The sequence below is a fragment of the Pseudochrobactrum kiredjianiae genome (genome assembly GCF_030362795.1).
GTDB classification, from domain to species: domain Bacteria; phylum Pseudomonadota; class Alphaproteobacteria; order Rhizobiales; family Rhizobiaceae; genus Pseudochrobactrum; species Pseudochrobactrum kiredjianiae.
Genome location: NZ_JAUCBM010000001.1, coordinates 969578 through 996064, shown reverse-complemented (window position 1 = coordinate 996064; position 26487 = coordinate 969578). Strand labels below are relative to the sequence as shown.

Here is a 26487-nt window from a genome sequence, read left to right as displayed (position 1 = left end):
GCATCAGTATTGACAAATTATTGTTTGCTAATTGCACATTTCACCTAGTAGAAACATATAAATATATACAATATAGTCATTTACCTTCATCGGCATAATTCATATATTTATCAAAGTTCAACCGGAGCATGGCATGCAGACACTTCTTGACCTGGATCAGTTGCGTACTTTTCTGCTGATTGCCGAAACCGGAAGCTTCACCAAAACAGCCGATAGTGTCTTCAGAACCCAGTCTGCTATTTCCATGCAAATCCGGCGTCTTGAAGAGCGTATCGGCAATCCGCTTTTTTCGCGCGATGGCCGCACCCTTCAGCTGACACCGCATGGTGAAAAATTATTAACTTATGCGCGTCGCCTGCTGGAACTGAACCATGAGACGATAACCTCGTTCCGTACAGATAAACTACAGGCCAATATTCGCGTTGGCCTTCCCGATCTGTATCTGGAGCATATGGTGGAAGATGCGCTACATCCGATTTTCCGTGATTATCCGGCGGTTGAGACAATCATCCAGTGCGAGCCGACTGATGCGCTGATTGACCATATCCGGCGTGGTGCGCTTGATCTGGCGCTTATCGTGCAGCCTGCGGGTCAAAAACGTTCCGAAGTGTTGAATTCAAGCCGCTTTGTATGGGTCACCTCAGCCGAAAACTCTCCTCATGAGGAAGCTGTTTTGCCACTGGCGATGAACCGTCCGAATTGTAGCTGGCGTAAAATTCTCACAGATGCTCTAAACACGCTGCAACGTGAATATCGCATTGCTCTCTCAACGACCTCAACCCGCTCGATCGCTATGGCCGTGCGTTCAGGCAGCGCTATCACCATATTACCGGAAAACATGGTTGGGAGCGGTATGCGCATCTTAACGGAAGAGGATGGTTTTCCAAAACTGCCCGCCTGCTCGCTTTCTCTTATTCGAGCGCAGGGCATCCATGCACCAGCGATTGATCTGATTGCGGCGGCGATCAAGGCAAGCTTCCGGAAAACTATACGAATTTCAATTTAACGGTACTGCTTATACCAAGACGCTCAAGATGCTGACGCATCACGTCTTGAAAAGTTCAATCGCCACTCGGGCTTAACCAAACCCCCATGAGTCATACTCATAGGGTTTTGGCATTACCGGCAAGAATCCTTTGCAATTCTGCCGCTTCACCTGATGAGGCGTCAAAGATGCTTGACCGCCAAGCCCATAAAATGGCCAATAGAGCCATGAGTTTTTTTTCAGATTCGCCCGCACATTCGACAGAAAACACCGCATCCAATGTTGCGGAATATTCTGTCTCGGAAATATCCGGCGCGCTGAAACGTACCGTTGAGGATACGTTCAGCCATGTGCGCGTGCGCGGTGAAATCTCCGGCTATCGCGGCCCGCACTCCTCCGGCCATGCCTATTTCGCACTGAAAGACGAGCGTGCGCGCATCGAAGCAGTGATCTGGCGCGGCTCTATGAGCCGGATTAAATTCCGCCCCGAAGAAGGCATGGAAGTCATCGCCACCGGTAAACTCACCACCTATCCTGGCTCATCCAAATATCAGATCGTGATTGAGCAGATGGAGCCTGCCGGTGCCGGCGCTCTGATGGCCTTGCTTGAAGAACGCAAGCAACGACTTGGGCGTGAAGGGCTGTTTGATGCAGATCGCAAACAACTGCTGCCATTCATGCCGCGCACCATCGGTGTTGTGACCTCACCAACCGGCGCTGTTATTCGCGATATTATTCACCGGATTACCGACCGCTTCCCGCTGCATGTGCTGGTCTGGCCGGTGCGGGTACAGGGTGAAACGACCGGCGAGGAAGTCTCCCGTGCAGTTAACGGCTTTAATTCAGACTATTTTGGCCAGCACTTACCGAGGCCTGATGTCATAATTGTTGCCCGAGGTGGCGGCAGTCTGGAAGACCTTTGGGGCTTTAATGATGAAAGCGTCGTCAGAGCGGTGGCTGGTTCCCATATTCCGGTTATCTCCGCAGTCGGCCATGAAACAGACTGGACACTGATTGATCTGGCAGCCGATATTCGCGCCCCAACGCCGACTGGTGCGGCAGAAATGGCTGTGCCGGTACGGGCGGATTTGCAAGCGCAAATCGCTTCGCATGGCGCAAGGTTAAGCGCTGCCATGACACGCCTGATCGACAGACGGCGTGAAGCATACCGTGGATTACAACGCGCGCTACCATCCACAGATCAGCTGCTTGCTTTGCCAAGACGACGTTTTGATGAAGCGTCTTCAAGATTAGGCCGGGCATTGCTCACCAGCACAGTGCAAAAACGCGCACGCTTTGACGGCCTCAAACGCCACCTCTCCCCGCGTCTGCTCAACCAGCAGACCAGAGAGCGCAAATTGCAATTGCAGCAACTCAATCAGCGCCTGCCAAGGGGACTGGCTCTCAAAGCGCGTCACAGCCGTAATCTGCTACAGCAAATGTCAGCGCGGCTGAATGGTGATCTGATTTTACGCCGCTCACACCAATGGACGGTTAATCTTGCGCTCCTGCAACGGCGTGGCGATCAGGCCATGCGCCACAGGCTTGAGAAATACCACAATCGCGCTCAGGAACTGGCTCGCTTGATGGAAACTCTGTCTCATACCAGCGTGCTCAAGCGCGGTTTTGCAATTGTTCTCAACGATCAGGGGTTACCGGTTAAGGCAGCCGCAGCGGTACAATCGGGAGAAAATCTGACGCTGCGTTTCAATGACGGCGATGTTTTTGCGATTGCTACAGGCGAAAATTTACAAGCCCCAGCGGTTAAAAAGAAAAACAAATCATCAAATCCTAAAACAGATAATCAGGGAACGCTATTTTAGACACATCCCGACAGCAAGCCAGAATAGCTGCGTCTGAACCACGCGTATATTCCTGCCCGTAAGAGCATAAAAAGCATATCGTTTTCAGCGGATTAAAACTGAAACCGCACAATATTCAATATTGTTATGAGAATGGAAAGAATGGTACGGTCGAGTGGAGTTGAACCACCGACCTCAGGAGCCACAATCCTGCGCTCTAACCAACTGAGCTACGACCGCGTACCAATCCGGCGATGAATCAATCAAACCGCCGATAGGGGTCAGATACGGAAATTCCCCGCATATTGCAAGCACATATCAAAAAAACTTTGTGAAAATATGATGCTTTAGCGGATTAATGCACGGAATTCGCATCCCACCCTGCGAAATAGCCGGAATTCCATGCAGAGAACCTATCTGCCTGACATGATTATGCCATGGAAACTGTGTATTTACCACTGGTTAACCATAGTGACCACAAACTCTGCTGCATCAAATTCTGAATTTCATCACTATGAGTCCAGATGAACATCCAAGGCTGGGGACATTAACTAAGTGTTAAGAAAGTGTTTGTCAGGACAGCCTCTTTTATGGTGATAATGATTGGATATTTCATATCGGAACAATCAATTTCCGATAACAGACAACAGCTTAAGACAGATCAGACTTTCGTCAGTGATCGGGTACGGACCAAAATATATGCAACAGCATCTGGATTTCATGGAGCTGATCCCTCTTTCCGGCATCCGTGCGGCTCTCGCCAAGGGAGATGCAATGCTGGTGCTATCCGATGATCTGCAAAACATATTATGGGCCAATGATAGCGGCGCGCAGCTTCTCGGTGAAGACAATGCGACCTCAGCAATCGGCAAAAATGCTGATCTGAGCCCGCAAATACGCCGCCAGATTTTAGCTCTCGATTTGCAGCACGAGATTGCGCAACCGGTTATGTTGCGTCTTGGTGGCGGGTTGCGTAGTGCTCTTCAACAATGCACAGTCACACCACTGTTATTAAATAGTGCAGAAAAGCCGGTTCTTCTGATTAATGCGCCGCATCAATCCGCGACCGCCAGCGCAGCACCATTTTTGCCGCATCATCATGCGATGCAGCTTTTAACAGACGGCACAGTGCTCAATAGCAATGCACAATTTGATGCTCTGCAAATCAACAGCAACACTTTAGCTGATCTGATTATTGAAACGCAGGATGAAGCAGATGGCATCGTGCGACGGCGCGTGCGTGCCGGTCAAGTCACGTTGCCTGCCATGATGATCCGTCTCGACGATCCGCAAACGCCTTATCTGTTCATCGTGCAAAAAGCGCAGGATAATAATGCGCCTGTCGAAACAGTGCGTTCGGTTGAAAGCGCTGTCGCTGAAGAAAGCGCCCTGACAGATGATGTTGTAACAACTATTGCAGAGGAAACACCTCCGGCACGGTTTATCTGGAAAGTGGATGCTGACACGGTTTTCACTGAAATCTCACCGGAATTTGCCGAAATTGTTGGCCAAAATGCTGCCGATATTATCGGGCGCAAATTCTCGGATGTCGCACAAGTCTTTGGCTTCGATCATGACGGTGTGATTACCGCCCTGCTCAAACAACAGGAAACATGGTCAGGAAAACGCATTTTCTGGCCTGTGCAGGGTACAGATCAGCGCATTCCGGTTGATCTTGCAGCCCTGCCTGCTTTTGGCCGTGACAAAGCTTTTTCCGGTTTTAGCGGCTTTGGCGTATTGTACCCGTCTCTGGCTGAGAAAGACCCGGAAGCGATCGGCATTGCTTTGGTCTCCGGCCCTGTTGCAAAACATGAAAACCAGCCCGCAACACCAGTAACCGAAGACACACCTGCTGCACCTGTCAGTGAGAAAATCATCCTGATGGAAGCACTGCGTGCCACACAGTCACGCCAACATCCTGCTGCAAGCGAAGCGGAACAAAAGCCAGCCGAACCGGAACTGCCGGCAAGCAATAATATTACAGAAATTCGCCCTGCCCGTTCCGAAAACGGTCTATCGCCGACAGAACGCAGCGCATTCCGAGAAATTGCTGACCGTTTGCGTCGTGAGGTTTTGCAAAAAACGCCGAAGACGCAACCTGCGGCGCAAACACCCGAATCTGCAAATGAACAGGCAGTGACTGCGCCACCGGAAAAAATGGCAGAAATTCCCTATCCGCATGATGTGCAACCAGCGAATTTCAATGAACATGCGGAGAAATCCGCAGCACCGGTTGAGACAAAAGCGCAGGAAGATGAAGATTTGCATGTGCTGAGCGGCCTGCCAGTGCCGGTACTGATCCATAGTGCTGACCGGTTGCATTTTGCCAATCAGGCCTTTTTCGACATGACCGGCTACGGGTCATTGGATGATTTGCGTCATGCCGGTGGCATTGACGCGCTGTTTGCCCAATCCGATGACAGCAATCTCAGTGGCATGATCCTGTGCCTTGCCGATGGCGGCCATAAAATTGTTGAGGCGCATTTGCAATCTGTTCCATGGCAGGGTGCCCGTGCATTAATGCTCAGCCTGTTGCCGGAACTGGTGCTCAAAGCCGACAATGACGACAAGATCGACACACAGCCAAACCGGCCAAAGCTTGTAACCAATACCGATATTGACGCTGCTTCGCAGGACAATCCCGTGCATCAGATGCAATCTGAACTGGCTCTCCAGTCCGCTGAAAAACCAGCACCGAATGAAGCAGCACCAGTTACAGATTATCGTGCTCAGCCTGATTTTCAGGCTATGCAGACCCAGATTGATGAACTGACTTCCATTCTGGATACTGCAACAGACGGCGTGGTTATTATCGGTCAGGACGGAAAAATCCGCTCGCTTAACCAGTCTGCCGCAGCGCTGTTCGGTTATGACGCCAATGAACTGTCGGGCAAGTCTTTTGCAGTGCTGTTTGCGATTGAGAGCCAGCGCGCTGCGATTGATTATATTCAGGGGCTGGCCGGTGACGGCGTTGCCAGCCTGCTCAATGACGGGCGTGAAGTCATCGGTCGCGAGGCGCAGGGGCGTTTTATTCCGCTATTTATGACAATCGGTAAACTACCTGCGTCCAAAGGTTATTGCGCTGTGCTGCGCGATATTACCCAGTGGAAACGTGCGGAGGAAGAACTGACCTCAGCGCGTCAAGAAGCCGAACGCGCCTCAACCCATAAAACCGAATTTCTGGCGCGGATCAGCCACGAAATCCGCACACCGTTGAATGCGATTATCGGCTTTTCCGAACTGATGGCCGAAGAAAAATTCGGCCCTATCGGTAATGAACGCTATCGTGAATATCTGCGCGATATTCACCGCTCCGGCAACCACGTGCTGGCACTCGTGAATGACCTGCTGGATATTTCCAAGATTGAGGCCGGTGCGCTGGATCTGGAGTTTGAGGCCGTCGCTCTTAATGATGCATTGGCGGAGGCTGTGGCGCTGATGCAGCCGCAGGCCAACCGTGAACGCGTGATCATTCGCTCCAGTTTCTCGGCCTTCCTGCCGGATATTGTTGCTGATGCGCGTTCCATTCGTCAGGTTGCGCTCAATCTCCTGTCCAATGCGATCCGCTTTACCGGTCAGGGCGGTCAGGTGATTGTTTCAACCAGTTATGAACCGGATGGCCATGTGGTGATGCGTGTGCGTGATACAGGCATTGGCATGAATCCGAGCGAACTTGAGCAGGCACTCAAACCGTTCCGTCAGGTCAGCAATCACAACAGCCAGACGCAGGTCAAAAATCCTGACACCAAAGACTGGCGCCAGCAGGGAACCGGCCTTGGCCTGCCGCTCACCAAAGCAATGGTAGAAGCCAATCGTGCGCAGTTCACCATTGAATCCATTCCGGAACAGGGCACAACTGTGGAAATCACTTTTCCGCCAACCCGTGTACTGGCTGAATAGGTTGTGAAACGGCAGTATTATCCATGCTGCCGTGCTTTCTTATGTCTCCGCTCTTTGCAACAGGCTGCACCTGGTTTAAATCAAAACAGCCTGATATAATTTGTTACGTGATCGGAACACAATGAAACTGATACGCCCCGTTCTGGCTGTTATCACTCTGTTGGCACTCTTGGTTGTCGGGGCGCTGGCCGCCTTGCCTTACATAGTCTCCTCCGATTCAATTCGCTTGCATCTGGCACAAAATATCAGCGCATGGACCGGCTATAGTGTAGAAATCCGCCAGCCGCCGCGTATGAGTTTCTTTCCGGTTTTCCGTGCGTCTTTGAGCGACGTCACCTTGAGCAAAATGAACGATGCCAATGCACCATTCATGGCGGCTGAGCGTATCGAAGTGGAAATGTCGCCGCTCGACGCCCTGTTTGGACGCGTGGCATTTTCCGAAACTCGTCTGATTAATGCCCACTTCAATTTAAGCGAACCGGTGGAAGACCTGCCGCAATTCGTCAACACACTGGCTTCATCCTCCGGTCGCCTTGGCCTTGCCATCCGTCAGGCGCGTAATCTCGCTGCCAAAAAATCTGAGAATGGCCAGAATGCTGATAGTCAGTTACAGACAATGCCTTTTGGCAGGCTGGTTCTGGAAAATAGCAGCATTGGTTTTACCACCCGCAATACCGAGCAACCAAAAGAAATCACCGAGATCAATGCCACAATCAACTGGCCGCAAACTACCAGCGCGGCAACAGTAAAGGGCAAAGCGGTCTGGCAAAAAGAAACAGCCGAATATAATCTGAGTGTTGCCCAGCCTTTGCTGCTGCTGGCGCGTGGCATGAGCCAGATTACAGCACAAGTTTCCAGCAAGCCGCTGACGCTCAGCTTTGACGGGCGCAGCAATATTTCTGAGAATATCTTTACCGAAGGCGCCTTCAGCCTCGCCAGCCCTTCGCTGAGTGAAAGCCTGCATTGGCTTGGCCTGTCCTCGGATGCCAGCTATTCACTGCGCACCACGGCGGAAGATGCTTTCAGCATTGAGACCAATATCAGCGCCACCCCGCAGCGTATTAAACTCGCTGACATTGCGCTGAACCTGAACAATATGCCTGCCAAAGGTGCTGCAGAAATCGGCCTTGGCAAACAACGGCCAATCGTTACCGGTACGCTGGCTTTCCAGACCCTCAATGCTGTCTCGTTCTTTCATACTGTGACGACACTGGTCACCAAAGTCAGTGAGGATGAACAGAGCAAGCTTTATGACGATTATCGGTATTATGCCCCGCCGCGTATGATTGACACCCGCCTGCTCAACAGTGCCGATCTCGATATCCGCCTCTCTGCACAAAACGCCACGATTGGTGCCGCACAAATGACCGGCCTTGCCGCTGCCTTGCAGATCCGCGATGGTCAGGCGATTTTCGATATTGGTGATGCCAAAGCGTTTAAAGGCTCGATCCAGACCAGCATCAAACTCGCGCAAACGGAAAACGGGCAAGACACGATCGGCATTCGCCTGAATGCCGCGAATATCGACAGTGCCGCTTTCCTGACAGCCCTCGGTTTAAGCGATCCTATTCTGAGCGGTCAGGGTAATCTCTCTGTGACAGCCGAAACCTCACCGCAAAACCTGCAAAGCATGTTGCAGAATGCCCGCGGCCAAATCAGCTTTACGTTGAATAACGGCCGGATGCTGGGTTTTGATCTCAATGATTTTATTGCCAAGATGAAGAGCGAGGGCTTTTTTGCCCTGCAACGGCGCGACAAAGTCAGCCTTGATTTCAAGCGCCTGGATGTTAAAGCCTCACTGGGTGATGGTGTGGCCACACTGGAAACCACCAAAGTTGAAACCATGCAGGGTGCATTATCACTGACCGGTATTATTCCGCTGACCGACCGCAGCCTTGCCCTCTCAGGCACACTCTCGCTGCCGCTACCAGAAAAAGAGCCTGCGGAGAAACCGGCAGAGAATGGTGAAGCGGCCGACCAGACAGGCGAAGCGCAGACACCTGATCCGGCACCCACAGAACCACAAAAGCCCGAAACAGAGAATTTGCATTTCTTCGTCGGCGGCTCTTGGGACAGACCGTTTATCTCACCATCCAAATAAACAAAAGCCGGTGCATTTGATGCACCGGCTTTTTCAGCTGAACCCAGCTTGCAAGCATATCAGCCGAGGCGGAACGCCGCCTGTTCATCGCGCTGGCGCTGTACCACGCGACGCTTATTGACCACAGATGCTATAATCACGCCGGTAGCGACCAGAGCGATCAGCAGCGTACAAACCGCATTGATTTCCGGCGTTACACCCAGACGCACCTGACTATAGATTTTCATCGGCAATGTGGTCGCACCCGGCCCTGATGTGAAGCTCGCAATCACCAGATCATCCAGTGACAGCGTGAAAGCCAGCATCCAGCCAGAAACAACCGCAGGCAGGATAATCGGCAGCGTGATCTTCATAAAAGTTGTCACCGGCGGCGCGCCAAGATCCATCGCCGCTTCTTCCAACGAGCGGTCAAAGCTCACCAGACGCGACTGCACAACAACGGCAACAAAACACATGGCAAAGGTGATATGTGCCAATGTCACTGTCCAGAAGCCACGATCAAAACCGACAGCCACGAATAACAGCAACAGCGACAGACCGGTAATCACTTCCGGCATTACCAGTGGTGCGTAGATCATACCGGAGAACAGAGTGCGCCCGCGAAAACGCGTATAGCGCGTCAATGCAAGCGCACCCAAAGTGCCGAGTACCGTAGCAATTGTGGCTGACAGCACACCAACGCGCAAGGTAACCCACGCGGCATCTTTCAGACCCTGATTTTTGAAAAGCTCGACATACCATTTGACCGAGAAGCCGGACCATACAGTCACCAGACGCGATTCATTGAAAGAATACACCACTAGCAACACAATCGGCAGATAGAGAAAGGCAAAGCCAAGCACGACGGAGACAATATTAAAACGTGACCAGGATGTAGCACTCATTATTTGTCTCCTCCCTCGGCGCGGGTCTGCATTTTCTGGAACAGCACAATGGGAATGACCAGAATAACCAGCAGCACCACCGCCACAGCAGCCGATACCGGCCAGTCACGGTTGGAGAAGAACTCGCTCCACAAGGTTTTGCCGATCATCAGAGTGCTGGAACCACCAAGCAGGTCAGGGATCACGAATTCACCGATTGCCGGAATAAATACCAGCATCGAACCGGCAATTACACCCGGCAAAGCCAGCGGGAATGTAATTTTCCAGAAAGCTTTCAGCGGTGTGCAGCCCAAATCCTGCGCCGCTTCAATCAGCGAGTGATCCATCTTTTCCAATGCGGAATAAATCGGCAGCACCATGAATGGCAGATAAGAATAAACAATCCCGATATAGATTGCTGTATCGGTGTTCAGGATCGTCAGCGGTGTATCAATAATATTCAGCCCCATCAGAAACTGATTGAGCAGGCCTTCCGGCTTGAGAATAGCAATCCACGCATAAACGCGGATAAGGAATGATGTCCAGAATGGCAGGATCACCAGCATCAGCAATGTCGGGCGCAGTGTCAGCGGTGCACGCGCCATGCCATAGGCCAGTGGAAAACCAATCAGCAGCGCCAAAAAGGTCGACACGCCAGCGATCTTAACGCTCGACAAATAAGCCTTATAATAAAGCGAATCCTGCGTCAGCCAGATATAATTCTCGAAAGAGAATTGCTGGAATTTCTGCCACATGACACTTAATTCATCGCTCCAGAAGAAGCGCGGATCATAGGCCGGTATCGCCATCGCTACCTGTGACAGCGAAATCTTAAAGACAATGAAGAACGGGATCAGAAAAAACAGACCGAGCCAGATATAAGGCACGGCGATCACCGCTCTGGAAGCAATAGCTGCAATTATTTTTTGCATGGACTACTCCTTAACTCTTTGATGACGCGCATTTTATCCCAAAACCGTTCACATTTTTCGGAATGCGCTTTGGGTGATCAGGAAACCAGAACCATACCGGCGTCATCTTCAAACGACACCCAGACCTGTTCGTCATAACCCAGCGGATCATCGGTGCGGCGTACAGAGTTCATACTCGATGCTTTGATGGTACGGCCATTGGCAAGGCGAACATGGAACACATTCATATCGCCGAAATAAGCGATATCCCACAACTCACCCTGTAAGGCATTGACGGATGCGTCTTCCGGCTTTTCACGGCTGAGCGTAATTTTTTCAGGACGGATCGCATACCAGACCTTTTGCCCCGTAGTCAGCTGCTTGGCAGTTTTGGTGCGGATCGCCACATTATTCACAGCACTTTCAATATCTGCCACTCCATTGGCAAAATGGCTGACTTCGCCCTCAATAATATTGATATTACCGATGAAGTCGGCAACGAATTTGCTGCTTGGCGCTTCATAGACTTCTGCCGGTGTCGCAACCTGCATGATCTGCCCCTTGTCCAGCACCGCAATACGATCCGCCATAGTCATCGCCTCCTCCTGATCGTGTGTCACGATCAAAAAGGTCAGGCCGAGATTCATCTGCAAATCCATCAGCTCGAACTGAGTTTCTTCACGCAGTTTTTTATCCAGCGCACCCAAAGGCTCATCCAGCAGCAAGACTTTCGGGCGCTTGGCAACCGCGCGCGCCAAAGCCACACGCTGTCGCTGACCACCGGAAAGCTGATGCGGCTTGCGCTTGGAGAATTTTTCCAGCTTCACCAGCTTCAGCATATCATTCACACGATCGGCCATGTCAGACTTGGCCATGCCATCCTGCTTCAAGCCGAAAGCAATATTCTGCTCAACGGTCATATGCGGAAACAAAGCATAGGACTGGAACATCATATTCACAGGACGCTTATAGGGCGGAATACCACGCAAATCCTGCCCGTCCAGCATGATACGGCCGGAAGTCGGCTCTTCAAAACCTGCCAGCATACGCATCAAAGTCGATTTACCGCTACCGGAAGCCCCGAGCAGAGCGAAAAATTCGCGATTAAAAATATTCAGCGACAGATCATCAATCACTGTCACATCATCAAACTTTTTGACGATATTCTCGAAGGAAATATAGGGTTTGGCAGCCGGATCGTTCCATGGTGCGAACTTACGGCGAAAACTACCAAAAGATTTCATGCTGTTCCCTCTTATTGCGGGGCTTAACGGTCTCGAAGCTAATTTTAAACATCAAAAAGAAAGTATCGGAAACGATCTGCCGTTCCGTTTCTCAGACAATAAAACAAACGGGGCAAATGCCCCGTTTGTTCCTCAATTTTAGTGCCCTGTCACAATCTTGGTCCAGGTGCGTGTTGCCATCTGATTGATTTTTGGCGGGTAAGGCATCGGCACGAAAAGTTGTTTCATCACTTCTTCGCTCGGATAAACTGCCGGATCATTCAGCAGTTCTTTATCGATGAATTCCTGAGACGCCTTGTTACCATTGGCATAGAACACATAGTCCGAAGCCTTGGCGATCACTTCAGGGCGCATGATGTAATTGATGAACTCGTGCGCTTCTTCCACATGCTTGGCATCAGCCGGAATGACCATCTGGTCAAACCACATCAGAGCGCCTTCTTTCGGGATCGAATAGCCGATTTCTACACCGTTCTTAGCTTCATCTGCACGGTCACGCGCCTGAAAAATATCACCGGAATAACCGACAGCCATACAGATATCGCCATTGGCCAGCGCATTGATATATTCTGAAGAATGGAATTTACGGATATTCGGACGAATGCTCAGGTAAAGCTCTTCTGCCTTGGCAAAGCTTTCAGCGGTAGGATTATTGGTATCGAAGCCCAGATAATGCAGCGCCGGACGCAGCATTTCACTGCCAGAATCCAGCAGGTAAATGCCGCAATCTTTCAGCTTGGCAGAATTTTCGGGCTTGAACAAAATATCCCAGCTATCGATCTCGTCAACGCCAAGAGCGGCTTTGATCTTCGCTTTGTTGTAGCCGATCCCTGTGGTGCCCCACATATAGTTGATCGAATATTCGTTGCCCGGATCATAAACAGTGGTGCGGCTTGAAATCTCGTCCCACATATTTTTCAGATTTGGCAGTTTGTCTTTATCCAGTTTCTGGAAAACACCCGCCGGAATCTGACGTCCCATAAATTCAGCTGAAGGTACAACGATATCGTAGCCGCTACCGCCGGCCAGCAATTTGGTCTCAAGAATTTCGTTGGAATCATAAACGTCATAGACGATCTTAATGCCGGTTTCCTTGGTGAAGTCTTTCAGGATGGAATCATCAATATAATCCGACCAATTATAGATGTTCAGCACCCGCTCTTGTGCAGCCGCAGGAAGTGCCGGCAGCAGTGCAGCAAGCGCCACGCAACTGGCCGATACATAGGAAAGCAAATGGGCTTTGATCTTCATCAGTCACTCCGTCCAGAAAGCTTCACGGAACAAACAACCCTTCAGGCCGAGAATGTCCCCCGCACATTGCCCTTCAATGTGCATTCTCCGTTACCTTTTGAGATTAATTTGCTTTCGTCAACGGAAAGATGACACTTAAAGCCCAAAGCGGGATATATTTGAATTTAATGAACACAATTTTAAACTTTGTGTGTCCTTCAGGGCGCACAAAGGGGTGATTTTTACCTTCCAGACGGGGGCATACCAATACGGATATAAGCCTTATCTTTCAAAGATATGCCACACAGAAACTATAACTGACAAAATGCCCGAATCTCCCCCGCTTTTAATGTCCTTTACTGAAAGTCATAGGCAGAGAAACCGGAGACCATCTCATCCAGCGCCAGCGGGCGTGTTAGCGGTGGTTCGGCACGCGCAAGACAAGCCTGCCTCTCACACAGGCGGCAGGCGGTTCCAACCGGACTGACAGCACTGCCGGACGACATACCAGCCAGATAAGCCGCATAAACTGTTTCCAGAGCAAAAGATGCCTCACAGCCCAGCATCAGCGCGGTTCGTCGCGGTTGCTCGCCAAAACCGGTCATCGGCCCCTCAACGGTCCGGCTGATTGTCAGATATTGCAATCTATCCGGCATTTCGACCTGCTCAGCCAGATAATGCTGTGGTTGAGAAAAGGCATTGTAAATCTGCAGCTTCGGACAGGCACCACCAAATCGCGCTTGCGGAAAGCCTTGTGCCCCGAAATGACGCAAGCGATTACCCGCCTGATCAATCTCCTGTAAAAAGAACGGAATACCGGAAGCGCCTTGTTTTTGTAGCGTCGTCAACCGGCAAGCCACCTGCTCGAAAGAGACGTTGAAACGCGATCGCAGCACATCAATGTCATATTTTGCGCGCTGAGCCGCCTCGCGAAACGGCGTATAGGGCATCATCAAAGCATGGGCTGCATAGCGCAACAGTTCAAACCGCGCGATGCGCTTTGCCTCCGCTGAACTTAATTTCAGGTCTTCCAGCTCGGCGCCGATCACCACCTGCATGCGAATGGAAACAGCCTCCATCGCAATCTCGCGCAACTGATCGAAAACAGACAGGCGCTCGGAGATAAACAAACGCAATGAGTGCCGGTCATAACGCCGCCGCCAATTCGGCATAGTTGCGGCAGGCAATGTGCGCACAGTAATTGACTGCTCGCGTTTCAGCCATTGCTTCAGCGCGACAGCCAGCCCGTCATCCGACTTCAGCAGGCGGCTGAAACTGTCGGCCTCCGCTTCAATGCGGTCAAAATAATTGGGTCTGCGCGCCAGAACTTCACGCACTTCATCCAGTGGCAAGCGCGTCGGTGCGAGTGTCAGCGCCTTCCCCTCACGCACCATCATATCGGACAAGTCTGTGAGTCGCTTTTGCTGCTCACGATAGGCGCGGAATAATTTCAGCACCCCCGCCGCCGCATTCGGTGCCGCTTCGCAAATATCAATCAGCTCCTGATCGCCCGGTAATTCACCGGCCAAAAGCGGCTCGGAAAACACTTCTTTTAATCCGGCCAGCACCGAGCCGGTTTCTTCCTGCAGCTGATCCAGATCAACTTTATAAACAGAGGCCAGTTTCAGCAGCAGCTGCACTGTTAACGGCCGCTGATTACGCTCAATCAGATTAAGATAAGACGGCGAGATCCCTAAATCCTCAGCCATCGCAACCTGTGTCAGCGCCCGCTCATTGCGAATACGCCGGATGCGCGCACCGGCAAATATTTTACGTTCTGCCACAGGCCTGCCCTCTTCAAGAAACATCCGGATTTATCCGATCTGTAAAGAATGTGACTAATTCTTGCGATTTGTCAAATTTACAAAATTTACAAATTTACAAACCCACCCTGTCAAAACACACACAGCATAACCCGAATAAAATGCTGAAATAATGCATTTTTCTAGCCACAGAACTCAGCATCTGTAAATCTGGTCACAGACAAAACAACCACTCAACACAAAATCTGATGATATAGTTTTACAGGATATCTGATCATGACTGATTTTTACAATCTGGTACCATCCGCACCAAAAGGCCGCTTCGACGGCTTGCAGCGCTCACATACTGCTGAAGATGTAAAGCGCCTGCGCGGTTCGGTTGAAATCCGCTACAGTCTGGCTGAAATGGGTGCCAACCGCCTGTGGAAACTCATTCATGAAGAAAACTTCGTCAATGCACTGGGTGCCCTCTCCGGCAATCAGGCGATGCAGATGGTTCGTGCAGGCTTGCAGGCCATTTACCTCTCCGGATGGCAGGTTGCAGCCGATGCCAATACGGCTTCTGCGATGTATCCGGACCAGTCACTCTATCCGGCCAATGCAGCACCGGAACTGGCCAAGCGCATCAACCGCACTTTGCAGCGCGCCGACCAGATTGAAACTGCAGAAGGCAATGGCCTTTCCGTAGATACATGGTTTGCGCCGATTGTTGCCGATGCGGAAGCAGGTTTCGGCGGCCCGCTGAATGCTTTTGAAATCATGAAGGCTTTCATTGAGGCTGGCGCCGCCGGTGTTCATTTTGAAGACCAGCTGGCTTCGGAAAAGAAATGCGGCCACCTCGGCGGCAAAGTTCTGATCCCGACGGCTGCCCATATCCGCAATCTGAATGCCGCGCGTCTTGCAGCCGACATTATGGGCACGCCGACATTAGTTATCGCCCGTACTGACGCTGAAGCCGCCAAGCTGCTGACTTCGGATATTGATGAGCGCGATCAGCCATTTGTTGATTATGACAAGGGACGCACCGTTGAAGGTTTCTACCATGTGAAAAACGGTCTCGAGCCATGTATTGCCCGCGCTGTGGCCTATGCTCCGCATTGCGATCTGATCTGGTGCGAAACCTCGAAACCCGATCTGGAACAGGCGCGTAAATTTGCCGAAGGCGTACATAAAGCGCATCCGGGTAAACTGCTGGCCTATAATTGCTCACCGTCGTTCAACTGGAAGAAGAATCTCGACGACGCCACCATTGCCAAGTTCCAGCGCGAGCTTGGGGCAATGGGCTACAAGTTCCAGTTCATCACGCTGGCCGGTTTCCACCAGCTCAATTTCGGCATGTTCGAACTGGCTCGCGGCTACAAAGATCGTCAGATGGCGGCCTATTCGGAATTGCAGGAAGCTGAATTTGCAGCTGAAATTAACGGCTACACAGCAACCAAACATCAGCGCGAGGTTGGCACCGGCTATTTCGATGCCGTCTCCATGGCGATCACCGGCGGCCAGTCTTCAACAACGGCCATGAGTGAATCGACCGAACATGACCAGTTCCGTCCTGCTGCCGAATAAGCAAAAGGCGGATCAGCAGAGCCGGACTCCAGTCACACTCTGCATATAGCCATCCGTAACCGGATACTCTCCTTCACCCGGCCATATGGCTCTCTTCCGGTTACGGATTTTATCTCAACCCCAACTTCAGCTCACCATCTCGCTCTAACCCAAGGACAAAGACCATGATGACCAAACCACAGGTTAAAGAACGAGCCGAAGAACAAGCTTCGGCTATGACAGAAGACCAGAAGGCTGCGATCCGTATGCTGGCCAATGATCTTCACCGCCTCAACCATGCTGTTATGAAAGCAGTTGAAGCCGGCGTATCCGTTGAACTGGTGCGCTCTGCCCGTCATCATGGCGGCGAAGGCCAGTGGGGTGATCTGCTGACACCGGTAGTCCTGACACGAAACTAAGTTTCCACTGGCCTGCACCACCATGCTTTTTTTGTTTGCATGCTACGCAATGTACTTTTTGGTTTGCATGCTACGCAATGCGGGAAGGCGAAGGCCAGTGGGGTGATCTGCTGACACCAGTTGTTCTGACACGAAACTAAACTTCACAACTACCGGCGATTGGCTGACATCAATCAGTGTCACCCACAATTAAAACCAAGCATCCTCCCTGCTGTCCTGCCATTTTCTCAAAGCAGGGCAGCACGATTTCCTCAGGTTCGGCTTCCATCCCCACACCCCCCCCTCCCGCATTCTCGGGGCAGTTATTTATTGTGAAGCCGCACAATCGCAGGCTGTCCGGATATCATGACTAACTGTCTTGTATTATCCTCAAATCATACCGGACAGTTTCGGGCAGCCTGCGTCCTCCACCACGCTCATTGGCAAAAAATATTTTAACAGCAGGACTTACGCTTCTGCGCACAAATGCTACTCTGTTTGTCAAAGGTCACTGCAAAAGCTATGGTGGCCAAATCGTAAACAGATATCCGGTGAACAATGCCTGTCACACCTACTGAGAAGAAAAAACCGCGCAAAGCTGTACGTCGCGGTACACCAGCCTATGTCAAGTCGCTGCGCGGCGTCAAAAACTGGAAAGAAGCTTCTGAATGGCTGGCATGGCGCGATATCGAAGATATTGAATGCATCACCCCCGATCAGGCGGGGGTTGCACGCGGCAAGATGATGCCGTCTAAGAAGTTCATTTCCAATTCCACGCTGGCATTGCCGTCCGCTGTCTTCATGGTCACTATTTCCGGTGATTATCCTGATGACGGCCACGGCTTTGTCTATCCGGAAGATGACGGCGATCTGCGTCTTGTTGCTGATCTTTCCACCCTCACTGTTGTGCCGTGGGAAACGGATCCGACCGCGCAGGTTCTCTGCGACCTCGTTTATCAGGATGGTCGCATTGCAGAATTCACCCCGCGCAATGTGTTGAAACGCGTGGTTGATGAATATGCCAAACTCGGCCTCAAACCGGTTGTTGCCCCTGAAATCGAATTTTATCTGGTGCGCAAAAACCCGGATCCGGATTATCCGCTGACACCACCGGTCGGCCGTTCAGGTCGCGCCATTGGCGGCGGTCAGGGCTATTCCATTGCCGGTGTCAACGAATTCGACGAACTGATCGATGATATTTATCATTTCTCCGAAGCGCAGGGACTGGAGATTGATACGCTGATCCACGAAGAAGGTGCAGGTCAGCTGGAAATCAACCTGCGTCACGGCGATCCGATTGAACTTGCCGATCAGGCTTTCATGTTCAAGCGTACCATCCGCGAAGCCGCACTCAAGCATGATATGTATGCGACCTTTATGGCCAAGCCTATTCAGGGGCAGCCGGGTTCAGCCATGCATATTCATCAGTCGATCGTTGATAAAAAGACCGGCAAGAATATCTTCAGCAATGAAGACGGCACCGAGAGCGAGGCTTTCTACCATTTCATCGGCGGTATGCAGAAGCATGTGCCGAATGCACTGGTGATGTTCGCTCCTTATGTGAACTCCTATCGCCGCCTGACACCGGATGCATCAGCACCTGTCAATGTGAAATGGGGTTACGACAACCGCACCACCGCTCTGCGTGTACCGCGTTCTGACCCGCAGGCGCGTCGTGTGGAAAATCGCATTCCGTCATCGGATGCCAATCCCTATCTGGCGCTTGCTGCATCGCTCGCTTGTGGTCTGCTCGGGCTGAAAAATAAAATCATGCCGGACGCACCGGTCACCACATCGGTCAACCGCAATGAGGTTGAATTACCGCGCGGTCTGATTGAAGCTGTGAACCTGTTTGAACAGGATGATGAGCTCAAAGCATTGCTTGGCGAGAGTTTCGCCACCACCTTCGCTGCGATTAAACGTGCAGAGTTTGAAACTTTCATGGAAGTGATCAGCCCGTGGGAGCGGGAATATCTGCTGCTTAACGTATAAATACCTCTCCGGCATATTGTTTTCGATCAATGTGCCGGAGCAATTTTTGCCGGACTATACATTTATCATTTTGCCCTCCGACGCACAGGCATCCCATGCATCAGTCACAGCAATACCAGAGCCCGATTTCTCCCGGACTGTCATGGTATGAGGCAAGTATCAGCGAGCGACAGCAATATCCGCAATTTGACGGCTCGCAACAAACTGATGTCGTGATTATCGGCGGCGGCTATACCGGCCTGTCTGCCGCTTATCATCTGGCGGCTCACGGCGTTGATCTCGTGCTGCTTGATGAAGCCCGTTTTGGTGACGGCGCCTCAGGCCGCAATGGCGGACAGTTGAATACCGGCCAGCGTTGCGGTGCGGAAGATCTGGAAAAGCAATACGGCTTTGACCATGCTAAAGCGCTTTTTGATCTGGCTGAAGAAGCCAAGCACCATCTCTTAAGTTTCGCTGTCCGGCATAATATCGATATGGAATATGTGCAGGGACATATGTCCGTGACGCATAAACAACGCTATGAAAAACAGTATCAGGCTCATAGCGAAATTATGGCGACGCGCTATAACTATCCGCATTTACGCTACATGGAGCGCGATGAAGTTGCGGAAAAGCTTGGCTCCAAGCGTTATTTCGGCGGCACCTATGACAGCGGCACCGGCCATATTCACCCGATGAAACTGCTGATCGGACTGGCTAAAACCGCAGCACAGGCTGGTGCGAAACTCTATGAAAACAGCAAAGCCACCAGCATCACCTCATCCAATGGTCGTGTGATTGTCAAAACTGAGCGCGGTATCATCAATGCGGAAAAAGCGCTGATTGCGGTCAACGCCTATGGCGGTAATCTGGAACCGGTCAGCGCAGCGCATGTCATGCCGATCCGCTCATTCATCGGCGCAACGGTTCCGCTGGATACCTCTTATGGTGTGTTATCCGGTGGTGAATCTGTCGACGACTCCCGTTTTGTTGTGCGCTATTTCCGCCGTTCCAAAGATGGTCGCCTGCTGTTTGGCGGGCGGGAAGCTTATACGGCAGATAATCCGCGCGACATTGCTACGCATATCCGCCGCCAGATTGCAGAAATCTATCCGCAGCTCAAAGATATTGAAATCACGCATAGCTGGGGCGGTTCGGTTGGGATCACCATGCCACGGCAACCCTTTGTGCGCGAAGTGATGCCCAATGTGATCAGCGCCGGTGGCTATTCCGGCCATGGCGTTATGCTCGCCAATTTCATGGGCAAGCTCTATGCTGAGACTGTTACCGGCAATCGCGAGCGCCTGCGCAGGTTTGAAACGCTCAAAGTACCAGCATTTCCGGGTGGCCGCACCTTTCGCGCACCGCTGCTGTTTCTCGCACTCTCATGGTTCGCCATGATGGATCGGATTTGATCCGATCCATCATTTCTGTTTTACAGGCTGTAGCCGCCATCCACATCAACAGATGTTCCGGTGACAAACGAAGCCTCATCACTGCCCAGCCACAGCGCGGCATTGGCAATATCTTCCGGCAAGGAGAAACGACCAAGCGGGATCGAAGCTCTCATTTCCTCGCGGACTTCATCACTATCCATACCGAGGATCATTTTCAAAGTATCCGTCTCGCTTTCTGCAGGACAGATAGCATTGACACGGATTTTATACTCGGCCAGCTCAAGTGCCATTGATTTGGTCGCGCTCAGCACCCAGCCCTTTGAGGCATTGTACCAGGTTAGTCCTTTACGCGGATGTTTCGCACTGATCGACGCGGTGTTGATGATTGAGCCGCCGCCGAATTTACGCATCACAGGCACCACGGCCAGTGTGGAGTGATACAGCGCCTTCATATTTACTGCGGTGATGAGGTCGAAACTGTCTTCCGGCACATCGGTCAGCAGCATATTTTTATAAGCAAAACCGGCATTATTGACCATAATATCCAGTCGGCCAAATTGCTGCAGCGTCACACCGATCAGCCGCTCAACATCATCTTTACGCGACACGTCCACGGCCAGCGGCACAGCATTTTTACCGATCGAGCTTGCAACATCATTGGCGCGTTTCGGATTAATATCGGCAACGGTAACTTTTGCACCTTCCTGCGCAAAGCGGCGGGCAATTGCCTCACCAAAACCTGAACCGGCGCCGGTAACAATTGCAACCTTATCCTTCAAACGTGCCATAATTCTCTCCAAGCCTTCATCAAGCAGCTTCAGACTTAGAACCGGCTTCCAGTTCCCCTGACGCTGCTATGCAAATCAGTTACTCCCATGCATAAAGCATTTCGACGATGAAGGGAATCTTGAGCCTGCTCACAGATATGTTTACGCCTCGCACCACACAGCAGTATTCTACATGATTTTTAAATCGATTTAAAAAACCGCTATTGTCAACTGTGATATTTCGCTAGATTATAATACAAATCACTGCTTCGTTGAAAACCGCGACCCGACCCAATCCCACCACTTTCTCTCCATATCCTGACGGCGCCCTCGTAGGCGTCCAGACACAAGCGAATAAAGAGACAGGTTCATGACCAGCCAGACAATTCCGGTAGAGCCCTTTGACTGCATCGTTTTCGGCGGCTCGGGCGACCTTGCCGAACGCAAACTGATCCCTGCCCTTTACCAGCGTCAGCGTGCCGGACAGTTCAGCGAACCAACCCGCATTATAGGTGCTTCGCGCAGTGAAATGAGCGTTGAGGATTATAAAACCTTTGCCCGCAATGCGATTCATGAACACGTCAAAAAAGACGAGATTGACGAAGAGCAAATCGAAGAGTTTTTACAGCGCATCTCCTATGTGGCCGTCGATGCCAAGTCCGATCAGGGTTGGGCTGAGCTTAAAAAGCTGATTAAAAACAAGCCTGCAGATATTCGTGCCTTCTATCTGGCTGTCAGCCCGAGCCTGTTTGGCGATATTGCGAAACAGCTGAAAAGCAATGATCTGATTACCGACCAGACCCGCATTGTCGTTGAAAAACCGATCGGCCGCGATCTCGCTTCCGCACAAATTCTCAACGACACCATTGGCAGTGTTTTCCGCGAAGATCAGATTTTCCGTATTGATCATTATCTCGGCAAAGAGACCGTGCAGAACCTGATGGCACTGCGCTTTGCCAATGCGCTTTATGAGCCGCTGTGGAACTCCGCCCATATTGATCATGTGCAGATTACGGTTGCGGAATCTGTCGGTCTTGAAGGTCGTGCAGGCTATTACGACACGGCTGGCGCACTGCGCGATATGGTGCAGAACCATATGCTGCAATTGCTCTGCCTTGTGGCTATGGAAGCTCCCGCATCGCTGGAAGCCGATGCTGTCCATGATGAGAAGGTCAAAGTCCTACGTTCGCTCGTGCCGATTACCGCAGAGAATGTACAAGAAAATACCGTGCGCGGCCAATATCGCGCTGGTGCTTCTGCGGGCGGGCCGGTAAAATCCTATGCCGATGATCTCGGAAGCAGCACCAGCAACACAGAGACTTTCGTGGCGCTCAAAGCCGAAATCGGCAATTGGCGCTGGGCGAATGTACCGTTTTATTTACGTACCGGCAAAAGACTGGCTGAGCGCGTTTCAGAAATTGTGGTGACCTTCAAACCCATTCCCCATTCGATTTTTGAGAGCAGCGCCGGTCACATCACAGCCAATCAGCTGGTCATTCGCTTGCAGCCGGATGAAGGTGTGAAGCAATGGATCATGATTAAAGATCCGGGTCCGGGTGGTATGCGTCTGCGCCAAATTCCGCTGGATATGAGCTTTGCCGCCTCATTTGACGAGCGTAATCCTGATGCCTATGAGCGTCTGATTATGGATGTTGTGCGCGGTAACCAGACCCTGTTTATGCGCCGCGACGAAGTGGAAGCCGCATGGCGCTGGGTTGATCCGATCCTTGAGGGCTGGGAAAGCAATGAACAGAAAGTTCAGGGCTATACATCCGGCACATGGGGCCCTTCCGGCTCAATTGCCCTGATCGAGCGTGATGGCCGCACTTGGCACGATAGTCTCTGACGAGACATCGTGTACACTTTGTCTCTTACGAGACGGGGGCACGATAGTCTCTGACGAGACATCGTGTACACTTTGTCTCTTACGAGACGGGGGCACGATAGTCACTAACGAGACATCGTATACACTTTGTCTCTTACGAGACGGGGCACGATAGTCTCTGATGAGACAGAACATCATCGCCCTAAACAAAACAAAGGTGTGCCCTCTCAAAAGGCATAGCAAGAATACCCATCTGATATGGTATTCTGTATAAAGATACAAAATACCTGCGCAGCACGCTCTCAACCGGCGTTCAAGCGCAGGAACATTGATGGAGACTGACATAACCAATATTGAAAGGCATGATTTTGCAGAGCCATCCGCTTTGGTGCTGCAATTAGCCGGAACAATCGCGGATCAACTGAATAAAGCAGTCACGGCCAAAGGACATGCCGTACTTGCTGTATCCGGCGGTACAACGCCGGTACAATTGTTTGAGGCGCTTTCCATGCAGGATGTGACATGGAAACAGGTTACGATCACTCTCGTCGATGAACGTTTTGTAGCGCCGGATAATGAGCGTTCCAACGAAAAGCTGGCACGCGATCATCTGCTGCAAAACAAAGCATCCGGCGCGCAATTTGTGAGTCTGTATGGCCCTGCGCAAACCGCAAGCGTTGCCGCGGTTACGGCCGCCAATCGCATTGATGCCCTGCCAAAGCCTTTTGATGTGGTTGTGCTCGGCATGGGCAATGACGGGCATACGGCATCATTTTTCCGTGGCGGCAGCAGACTGGATCAGGCACTTGACCCGCAAACCCGTGCCGTTGTTGTGCCAATGCAGGCTGAAGGAGCCGGTGAACCGCGCCTGACGCTCACTTTGCCAGTTCTTGCTAATGCTGACCTGCTGATCCTCCATATTGAAGGAGAGAAAAAACTGGCTGTGCTTGAAGAAGCTCTGGCCAGCGATTTCAACGATGAAGACATCAATCTAATGCCGGTTCGCGCCATTTTCGCCCATGCAAAACATCCGGTACAGCTTTACTGGGCACCATAGAGCGGTTCCAGTTAGAGCATAATTCCTTAAACTTGGATCAGTTTAAGGAATTATGCTCTGATTTTAAAATGTTAGAGCGACCTTTGTGTGCCAAGTCTGGCACACGGCGCTCTAATACTGAATCATTGAAACCGCTCTATTTCTTTGTTTTTACGCGCATCTTATTCCGAAAACCGCTTCACACTTTTCGGGATGCGCTACAATTTCAGTACGCATTTTCTGCCTTGGCTCTGTTATAAAACACCAAGGCAGAACAGTATTTTATCCGGCTTCATAAGCTCTGCGTTCTATAGACGCATCAGCTGCACTCCACTCTTTCGTTATACTATTTTTCCGTATATTAAATCGGTTTAAAGGCAAGTGATATGCGCTGCATTTGCAGCCATGGGAGACTGAGATGACCGTGAACCACACCCTGCAGGCCATTACCAACCGGATTATCGAGCGTTCGCGTCCGACCCGCGAAGCCTATCTGGCACGGATCAATGCAGCAGCCAGCCGCAAGCCAATGCGCTCAGCGCTGGGCTGTGCCAATCTTGCTCATGGTTTCGCCGCCTGCGGCCCGTCCGACAAAGCAGGTCTTGCCGGCGACCAATTGCTCAATATCGGCATTATCACTGCCTATAATGATATGTTGTCAGCTCATCAGCCATTTGAAACCTTTCCCCATCTGATCAAGCAGGCAGCGCGTGAGGCAGGTGGCGTTGCACAGGTTGCAGGCGGCGTACCAGCGATGTGTGACGGCGTTACCCAAGGCTTTGCCGGTATGGAGCTGTCGCTATTCTCCCGCGATGTTATTGCCATGGCCACCGCTGTCGGCCTGTCTCATGATATGTTTGATGCCGCAGTCTATCTCGGTGTGTGCGATAAAATTGTGCCGGGTCTGGTAATCGGCGCGCTCACTTTCGGTCATTTGCCTGCGATTTTCATTCCGGCTGGTCCGATGACCTCCGGCCTGCCAAATGATGAGAAAGCCCGCATCCGTCAGCTTTATGCCGAAGGTAAAGTCGGCCGTGACGAACTCTTGGAATCCGAGTCCAAATCCTATCATGGCCCCGGCACCTGCACCTTCTACGGCACCGCCAATTCCAATCAGATGCTGATGGAGATTATGGGGCTGCATATACCGGGTTCATCTTTCATCAACCCGAACACGCCTTTGCGTGATGCCATGACTAAAGAGGCAGCCAAACGCGCTCTGGAAATTACGGCCTGCGGCAATAATTACACGCCGGTCGGCGCGATGCTGGATGAGCGTTCTTTTGTTAACGGTATTGTCGGCCTGAATGCCACCGGCGGCTCGACCAATCACACGATCCACCTTATCGCCATGGCTGCGGCGGCAGGCATCAAACTGACATGGCAGGACATCTCCGATATTTCGGCAACTGTGCCGCTGCTTGCCCGCGTTTATCCGAATGGTCTGGCCGATGTGAACCATTTCCACGCCGCAGGCGGCATGGGCTATCTGATCCGCGAATTGCTGGATGCCGGACTGCTCCATGAAGATGTGCGTACTGTCTGGGGTGAAACCTTACGCGATTATACCATTGAACCGGCGCTCAATGCAGATGGTACAATTGCCCGCACCCCTGCGCCTGCGTTAAGCGCAGATGCCAAAGTTCTGGCAAAAGCTGAAGCACCTTTCCAGCCTGACGGCGGTATCAAAGTGCTGAGCGGCAATATCGGCAGTGCGATCATCAAAGTATCGGCTGTCAAGCCAGATCGCCATGTGATTGAAGCACCGGCAAAAATCTTCCACGATCAGGCAGAAATGCAGGATGCTTTTAAGGCAGGTAAACTCGAAGGCGATTTCATTGCCGTTGTCCGCTATCAGGGGCCGAAAGCCAATGGCATGCCGGAGCTGCACAAGCTGATGACTGTGCTTGGCATTCTGCAGGATCGCGGACAGCGTGTGGCTCTCGTGACCGATGGCCGCCTCTCCGGCGCCTCAGGTAAAGTGCCGTCTGCCATTCATGTCACGCCGGAAGCGCTGGACAATGGCATGATTGCTAGAATTCAGGAAGGTGACATCATCCGCGTAGATGCAACGCAAGGTACATTGTCTGTTTTGATGAGTGACGCAGAGCTACAATCCCGCAGCGTTCAAACTCCTGACCTTACCCATAATCAATTTGGTATGGGGCGCGAATTGTTCTCCGCCTTCCGGCATATTGCCGGTCATGCGGATCAGGGCGCATCCGTATTCTGATTAACAGAAGCGATAACAATGGGTCACAGTTGCATTGTCTGTGACCCGCGCAAAACCAAGCTCCTGATAAAACACATAAGCACTTTCCGGTGCATTCGTGTTCAGACAGGAAAAATACTCTGAGGCGCCATCCAAGATAGAACGGACAAGAGCAGAGCCAACACCGTTCCTGCGGAAACGCTGCGCTACATAGAGATGGCGGACACGTCCCTGCGCCGCATCAACACCATACGGGTCAATATTACGGCCGCACACACCAGCCAGTTCACCATTGATAAATCCGGCAATTAAGATTTCACCATTCTGATCAAACCGGTTCGCGCCGCTTTCCCAGTTATCACGCAGGCGTTGCAACATGCGCTGCCCCTGTGTCACACTCTCATCAAGCAAAGCAGTGTAATCATCATGAAACGGAGTAAAAGGCAGGATTTTCAGCATTCCAGGTACTCCTCATAATTACGGGCGCAACAACATTTTGCTACGCCCGCTATAGTCATATGGCTAATCAGACTTCGG

At 51.5% G+C, this 26487-nt stretch carries 18 protein-coding genes and 1 tRNA gene; 11 read left to right on the top strand and 8 right to left on the bottom strand.

Translation table 11 applies throughout. The features are described 5' to 3' along the window. Nucleotides 1-133 precede the first annotated feature (133 nt). Together QUF18_RS04355 and xseA are read left to right on the top strand one after the other, a co-directional pair. Nucleotides 134-1006 carry a LysR family transcriptional regulator gene (locus tag QUF18_RS04355; RefSeq protein ID WP_289385550.1) on the top strand — a complete coding sequence of 291 codons (873 nt, stop codon included), beginning with the start codon at nt 134-136 and terminating at the stop codon, nt 1004-1006. Nucleotides 1007-1212: 206 nt separating this feature from the next. After that, complete coding sequence (xseA, locus tag QUF18_RS04350; RefSeq protein ID WP_289386140.1) at nt 1213-2808, top strand: exodeoxyribonuclease VII large subunit; 1596 nt, start codon at nt 1213-1215, stop codon at nt 2806-2808. Nucleotides 2809-2950: 142 nt separating this feature from the next. Here the strand turns inward: xseA and QUF18_RS04345 are convergent. Further along, nucleotides 2951-3027, bottom strand: a tRNA-His gene (locus tag QUF18_RS04345). Nucleotides 3028-3486: 459 nt separating this feature from the next. On the opposite strand from QUF18_RS04345, the gene QUF18_RS04340 reads away from it, so the two are divergent. Together QUF18_RS04340 and QUF18_RS04335 are read left to right on the top strand one after the other, a co-directional pair. After that, nucleotides 3487-6687: a PAS domain S-box protein gene (locus tag QUF18_RS04340; RefSeq protein WP_289385548.1), complete on the top strand. Its 3201-nt coding sequence runs from the start codon at nt 3487-3489 to the stop codon at nt 6685-6687. A gap of 121 nt (nt 6688-6808) precedes the next feature. Then, nucleotides 6809-8788 carry an AsmA family protein gene (locus tag QUF18_RS04335; protein ID WP_289385546.1) on the top strand — a complete coding sequence of 660 codons (1980 nt, stop codon included), beginning with the start codon at nt 6809-6811 and terminating at the stop codon, nt 8786-8788. A gap of 59 nt (nt 8789-8847) precedes the next feature. On the opposite strand, the gene QUF18_RS04330 is transcribed toward QUF18_RS04335, so the two are convergent. The 5 genes from QUF18_RS04330 to QUF18_RS04310 all read right to left on the bottom strand — a co-directional run bounded on the left by QUF18_RS04330 (nt 8848) and on the right by QUF18_RS04310 (nt 14820). After that, nucleotides 8848-9672 (bottom strand): ABC transporter permease, encoded by an 825-nt coding sequence (locus tag QUF18_RS04330; RefSeq protein WP_289385543.1) that lies wholly within the window; start codon nt 9670-9672, stop codon nt 8848-8850. Next, entirely contained in the window at nt 9672-10583 is a 912-nt protein-coding gene (locus QUF18_RS04325; protein WP_289385541.1) for an ABC transporter permease subunit, read from the bottom strand. The genes QUF18_RS04330 and QUF18_RS04325 overlap by 1 nt, the downstream gene beginning before the upstream one ends. A gap of 77 nt (nt 10584-10660) precedes the next feature. Continuing rightward, on the bottom strand, nt 10661-11806 hold the full coding sequence (locus QUF18_RS04320) for an ABC transporter ATP-binding protein (protein ID WP_289385540.1): 1146 nt from the start codon (nt 11804-11806) through the stop codon (nt 10661-10663). A gap of 138 nt (nt 11807-11944) precedes the next feature. Beyond that, complete coding sequence (locus QUF18_RS04315) at nt 11945-13057, bottom strand: polyamine ABC transporter substrate-binding protein (RefSeq protein WP_289385538.1); 1113 nt, start codon at nt 13055-13057, stop codon at nt 11945-11947. Between the two features lie 335 nt (nt 13058-13392). Next, nucleotides 13393-14820, bottom strand: a complete 1428-nt coding sequence (locus tag QUF18_RS04310) for a helix-turn-helix domain-containing protein (RefSeq protein WP_289385537.1) — start codon at nt 14818-14820, stop codon at nt 13393-13395. Nucleotides 14821-15075: 255 nt separating this feature from the next. Here QUF18_RS04310 and aceA point away from each other — a divergent pair, with 255 nt between their 5' ends. From aceA to QUF18_RS04290, 4 genes are all read left to right on the top strand, one after another. After that, nucleotides 15076-16365: an isocitrate lyase gene (aceA, locus tag QUF18_RS04305; protein ID WP_289385536.1), complete on the top strand. Its 1290-nt coding sequence runs from the start codon at nt 15076-15078 to the stop codon at nt 16363-16365. Nucleotides 16366-16529: 164 nt separating this feature from the next. Continuing rightward, nucleotides 16530-16763 carry an SMc00767 family acetate metabolism repressor gene (locus tag QUF18_RS04300; protein WP_289385534.1) on the top strand — a complete coding sequence of 78 codons (234 nt, stop codon included), beginning with the start codon at nt 16530-16532 and terminating at the stop codon, nt 16761-16763. 537 nt (nt 16764-17300) lie between these two features. Next, nucleotides 17301-18734 (top strand): glutamine synthetase family protein, encoded by a 1434-nt coding sequence (locus tag QUF18_RS04295; protein ID WP_289385531.1) that lies wholly within the window; start codon nt 17301-17303, stop codon nt 18732-18734. A gap of 95 nt (nt 18735-18829) precedes the next feature. Further along, complete coding sequence (locus tag QUF18_RS04290; protein WP_289385529.1) at nt 18830-20128, top strand: NAD(P)/FAD-dependent oxidoreductase; 1299 nt, start codon at nt 18830-18832, stop codon at nt 20126-20128. Between the two features lie 20 nt (nt 20129-20148). Here QUF18_RS04290 and QUF18_RS04285 read toward each other — a convergent pair whose 3' ends face one another. Next, nucleotides 20149-20898 carry a glucose 1-dehydrogenase gene (locus QUF18_RS04285; RefSeq protein WP_289385527.1) on the bottom strand — a complete coding sequence of 250 codons (750 nt, stop codon included), beginning with the start codon at nt 20896-20898 and terminating at the stop codon, nt 20149-20151. A gap of 349 nt (nt 20899-21247) precedes the next feature. Here QUF18_RS04285 and zwf point away from each other — a divergent pair, with 349 nt between their 5' ends. From zwf to edd, 3 genes are all read left to right on the top strand, one after another. Next, on the top strand, nt 21248-22723 hold the full coding sequence (gene zwf, locus QUF18_RS04280) for a glucose-6-phosphate dehydrogenase (protein ID WP_289385525.1): 1476 nt from the start codon (nt 21248-21250) through the stop codon (nt 22721-22723). A 310-nt stretch (nt 22724-23033) separates the two neighbouring features. Further along, the gene (pgl, locus tag QUF18_RS04275) at nt 23034-23759 is read left to right on the top strand and encodes a 6-phosphogluconolactonase (RefSeq protein ID WP_289385523.1); all 726 of its coding nucleotides are present in this window, start codon (nt 23034-23036) and stop codon (nt 23757-23759) included. A gap of 397 nt (nt 23760-24156) precedes the next feature. After that, nucleotides 24157-25971, top strand: coding sequence for a phosphogluconate dehydratase (gene edd / locus QUF18_RS04270; RefSeq protein ID WP_289385521.1), 1815 nt, complete (start codon nt 24157-24159; stop codon nt 25969-25971). Here edd and QUF18_RS04265 read toward each other — a convergent pair whose 3' ends face one another. Next, nucleotides 25972-26409: a GNAT family N-acetyltransferase gene (locus QUF18_RS04265; protein ID WP_289385519.1), complete on the bottom strand. Its 438-nt coding sequence runs from the start codon at nt 26407-26409 to the stop codon at nt 25972-25974. Between the last annotated feature and the right edge of the window lie 78 nt (nt 26410-26487).

Bases quoted from the DNA above. Each gene is read 5' to 3' on its own strand.
- QUF18_RS04290 (WP_289385529.1), top strand. From the start codon at position 18,830: ATGCATCAGTCACAGCAATACCAGAGCCCGATTTCTCCCGGACTGTCA.
- pgl (WP_289385523.1), top strand. From the start codon at position 23,034: ATGGAGACTGACATAACCAATATTGAAAGGCATGATTTTGCAGAGCCA.
- QUF18_RS04325 (WP_289385541.1), bottom strand. From the start codon at position 10,583: ATGCAAAAAATAATTGCAGCTATTGCTTCCAGAGCGGTGATCGCCGTG.
- zwf (WP_289385525.1), top strand. From the start codon at position 21,248: ATGACCAGCCAGACAATTCCGGTAGAGCCCTTTGACTGCATCGTTTTC.
- QUF18_RS04295 (WP_289385531.1), top strand. From the start codon at position 17,301: ATGCCTGTCACACCTACTGAGAAGAAAAAACCGCGCAAAGCTGTACGT.
- QUF18_RS04265 (WP_289385519.1), bottom strand. From the start codon at position 26,409: ATGCTGAAAATCCTGCCTTTTACTCCGTTTCATGATGATTACACTGCT.
- edd (WP_289385521.1), top strand. From the start codon at position 24,157: ATGACCGTGAACCACACCCTGCAGGCCATTACCAACCGGATTATCGAG.
- QUF18_RS04330 (WP_289385543.1), bottom strand. From the start codon at position 9,672: ATGAGTGCTACATCCTGGTCACGTTTTAATATTGTCTCCGTCGTGCTT.
- QUF18_RS04355 (WP_289385550.1), top strand. From the start codon at position 134: ATGCAGACACTTCTTGACCTGGATCAGTTGCGTACTTTTCTGCTGATT.
- QUF18_RS04315 (WP_289385538.1), bottom strand. From the start codon at position 13,057: ATGAAGATCAAAGCCCATTTGCTTTCCTATGTATCGGCCAGTTGCGTG.
- xseA (WP_289386140.1), top strand. From the start codon at position 1,213: ATGAGTTTTTTTTCAGATTCGCCCGCACATTCGACAGAAAACACCGCA.
- aceA (WP_289385536.1), top strand. From the start codon at position 15,076: ATGACTGATTTTTACAATCTGGTACCATCCGCACCAAAAGGCCGCTTC.
- QUF18_RS04300 (WP_289385534.1), top strand. From the start codon at position 16,530: ATGATGACCAAACCACAGGTTAAAGAACGAGCCGAAGAACAAGCTTCG.
- QUF18_RS04340 (WP_289385548.1), top strand. From the start codon at position 3,487: ATGCAACAGCATCTGGATTTCATGGAGCTGATCCCTCTTTCCGGCATC.
- QUF18_RS04335 (WP_289385546.1), top strand. From the start codon at position 6,809: ATGAAACTGATACGCCCCGTTCTGGCTGTTATCACTCTGTTGGCACTC.
- QUF18_RS04320 (WP_289385540.1), bottom strand. From the start codon at position 11,806: ATGAAATCTTTTGGTAGTTTTCGCCGTAAGTTCGCACCATGGAACGAT.
- QUF18_RS04285 (WP_289385527.1), bottom strand. From the start codon at position 20,898: ATGGCACGTTTGAAGGATAAGGTTGCAATTGTTACCGGCGCCGGTTCA.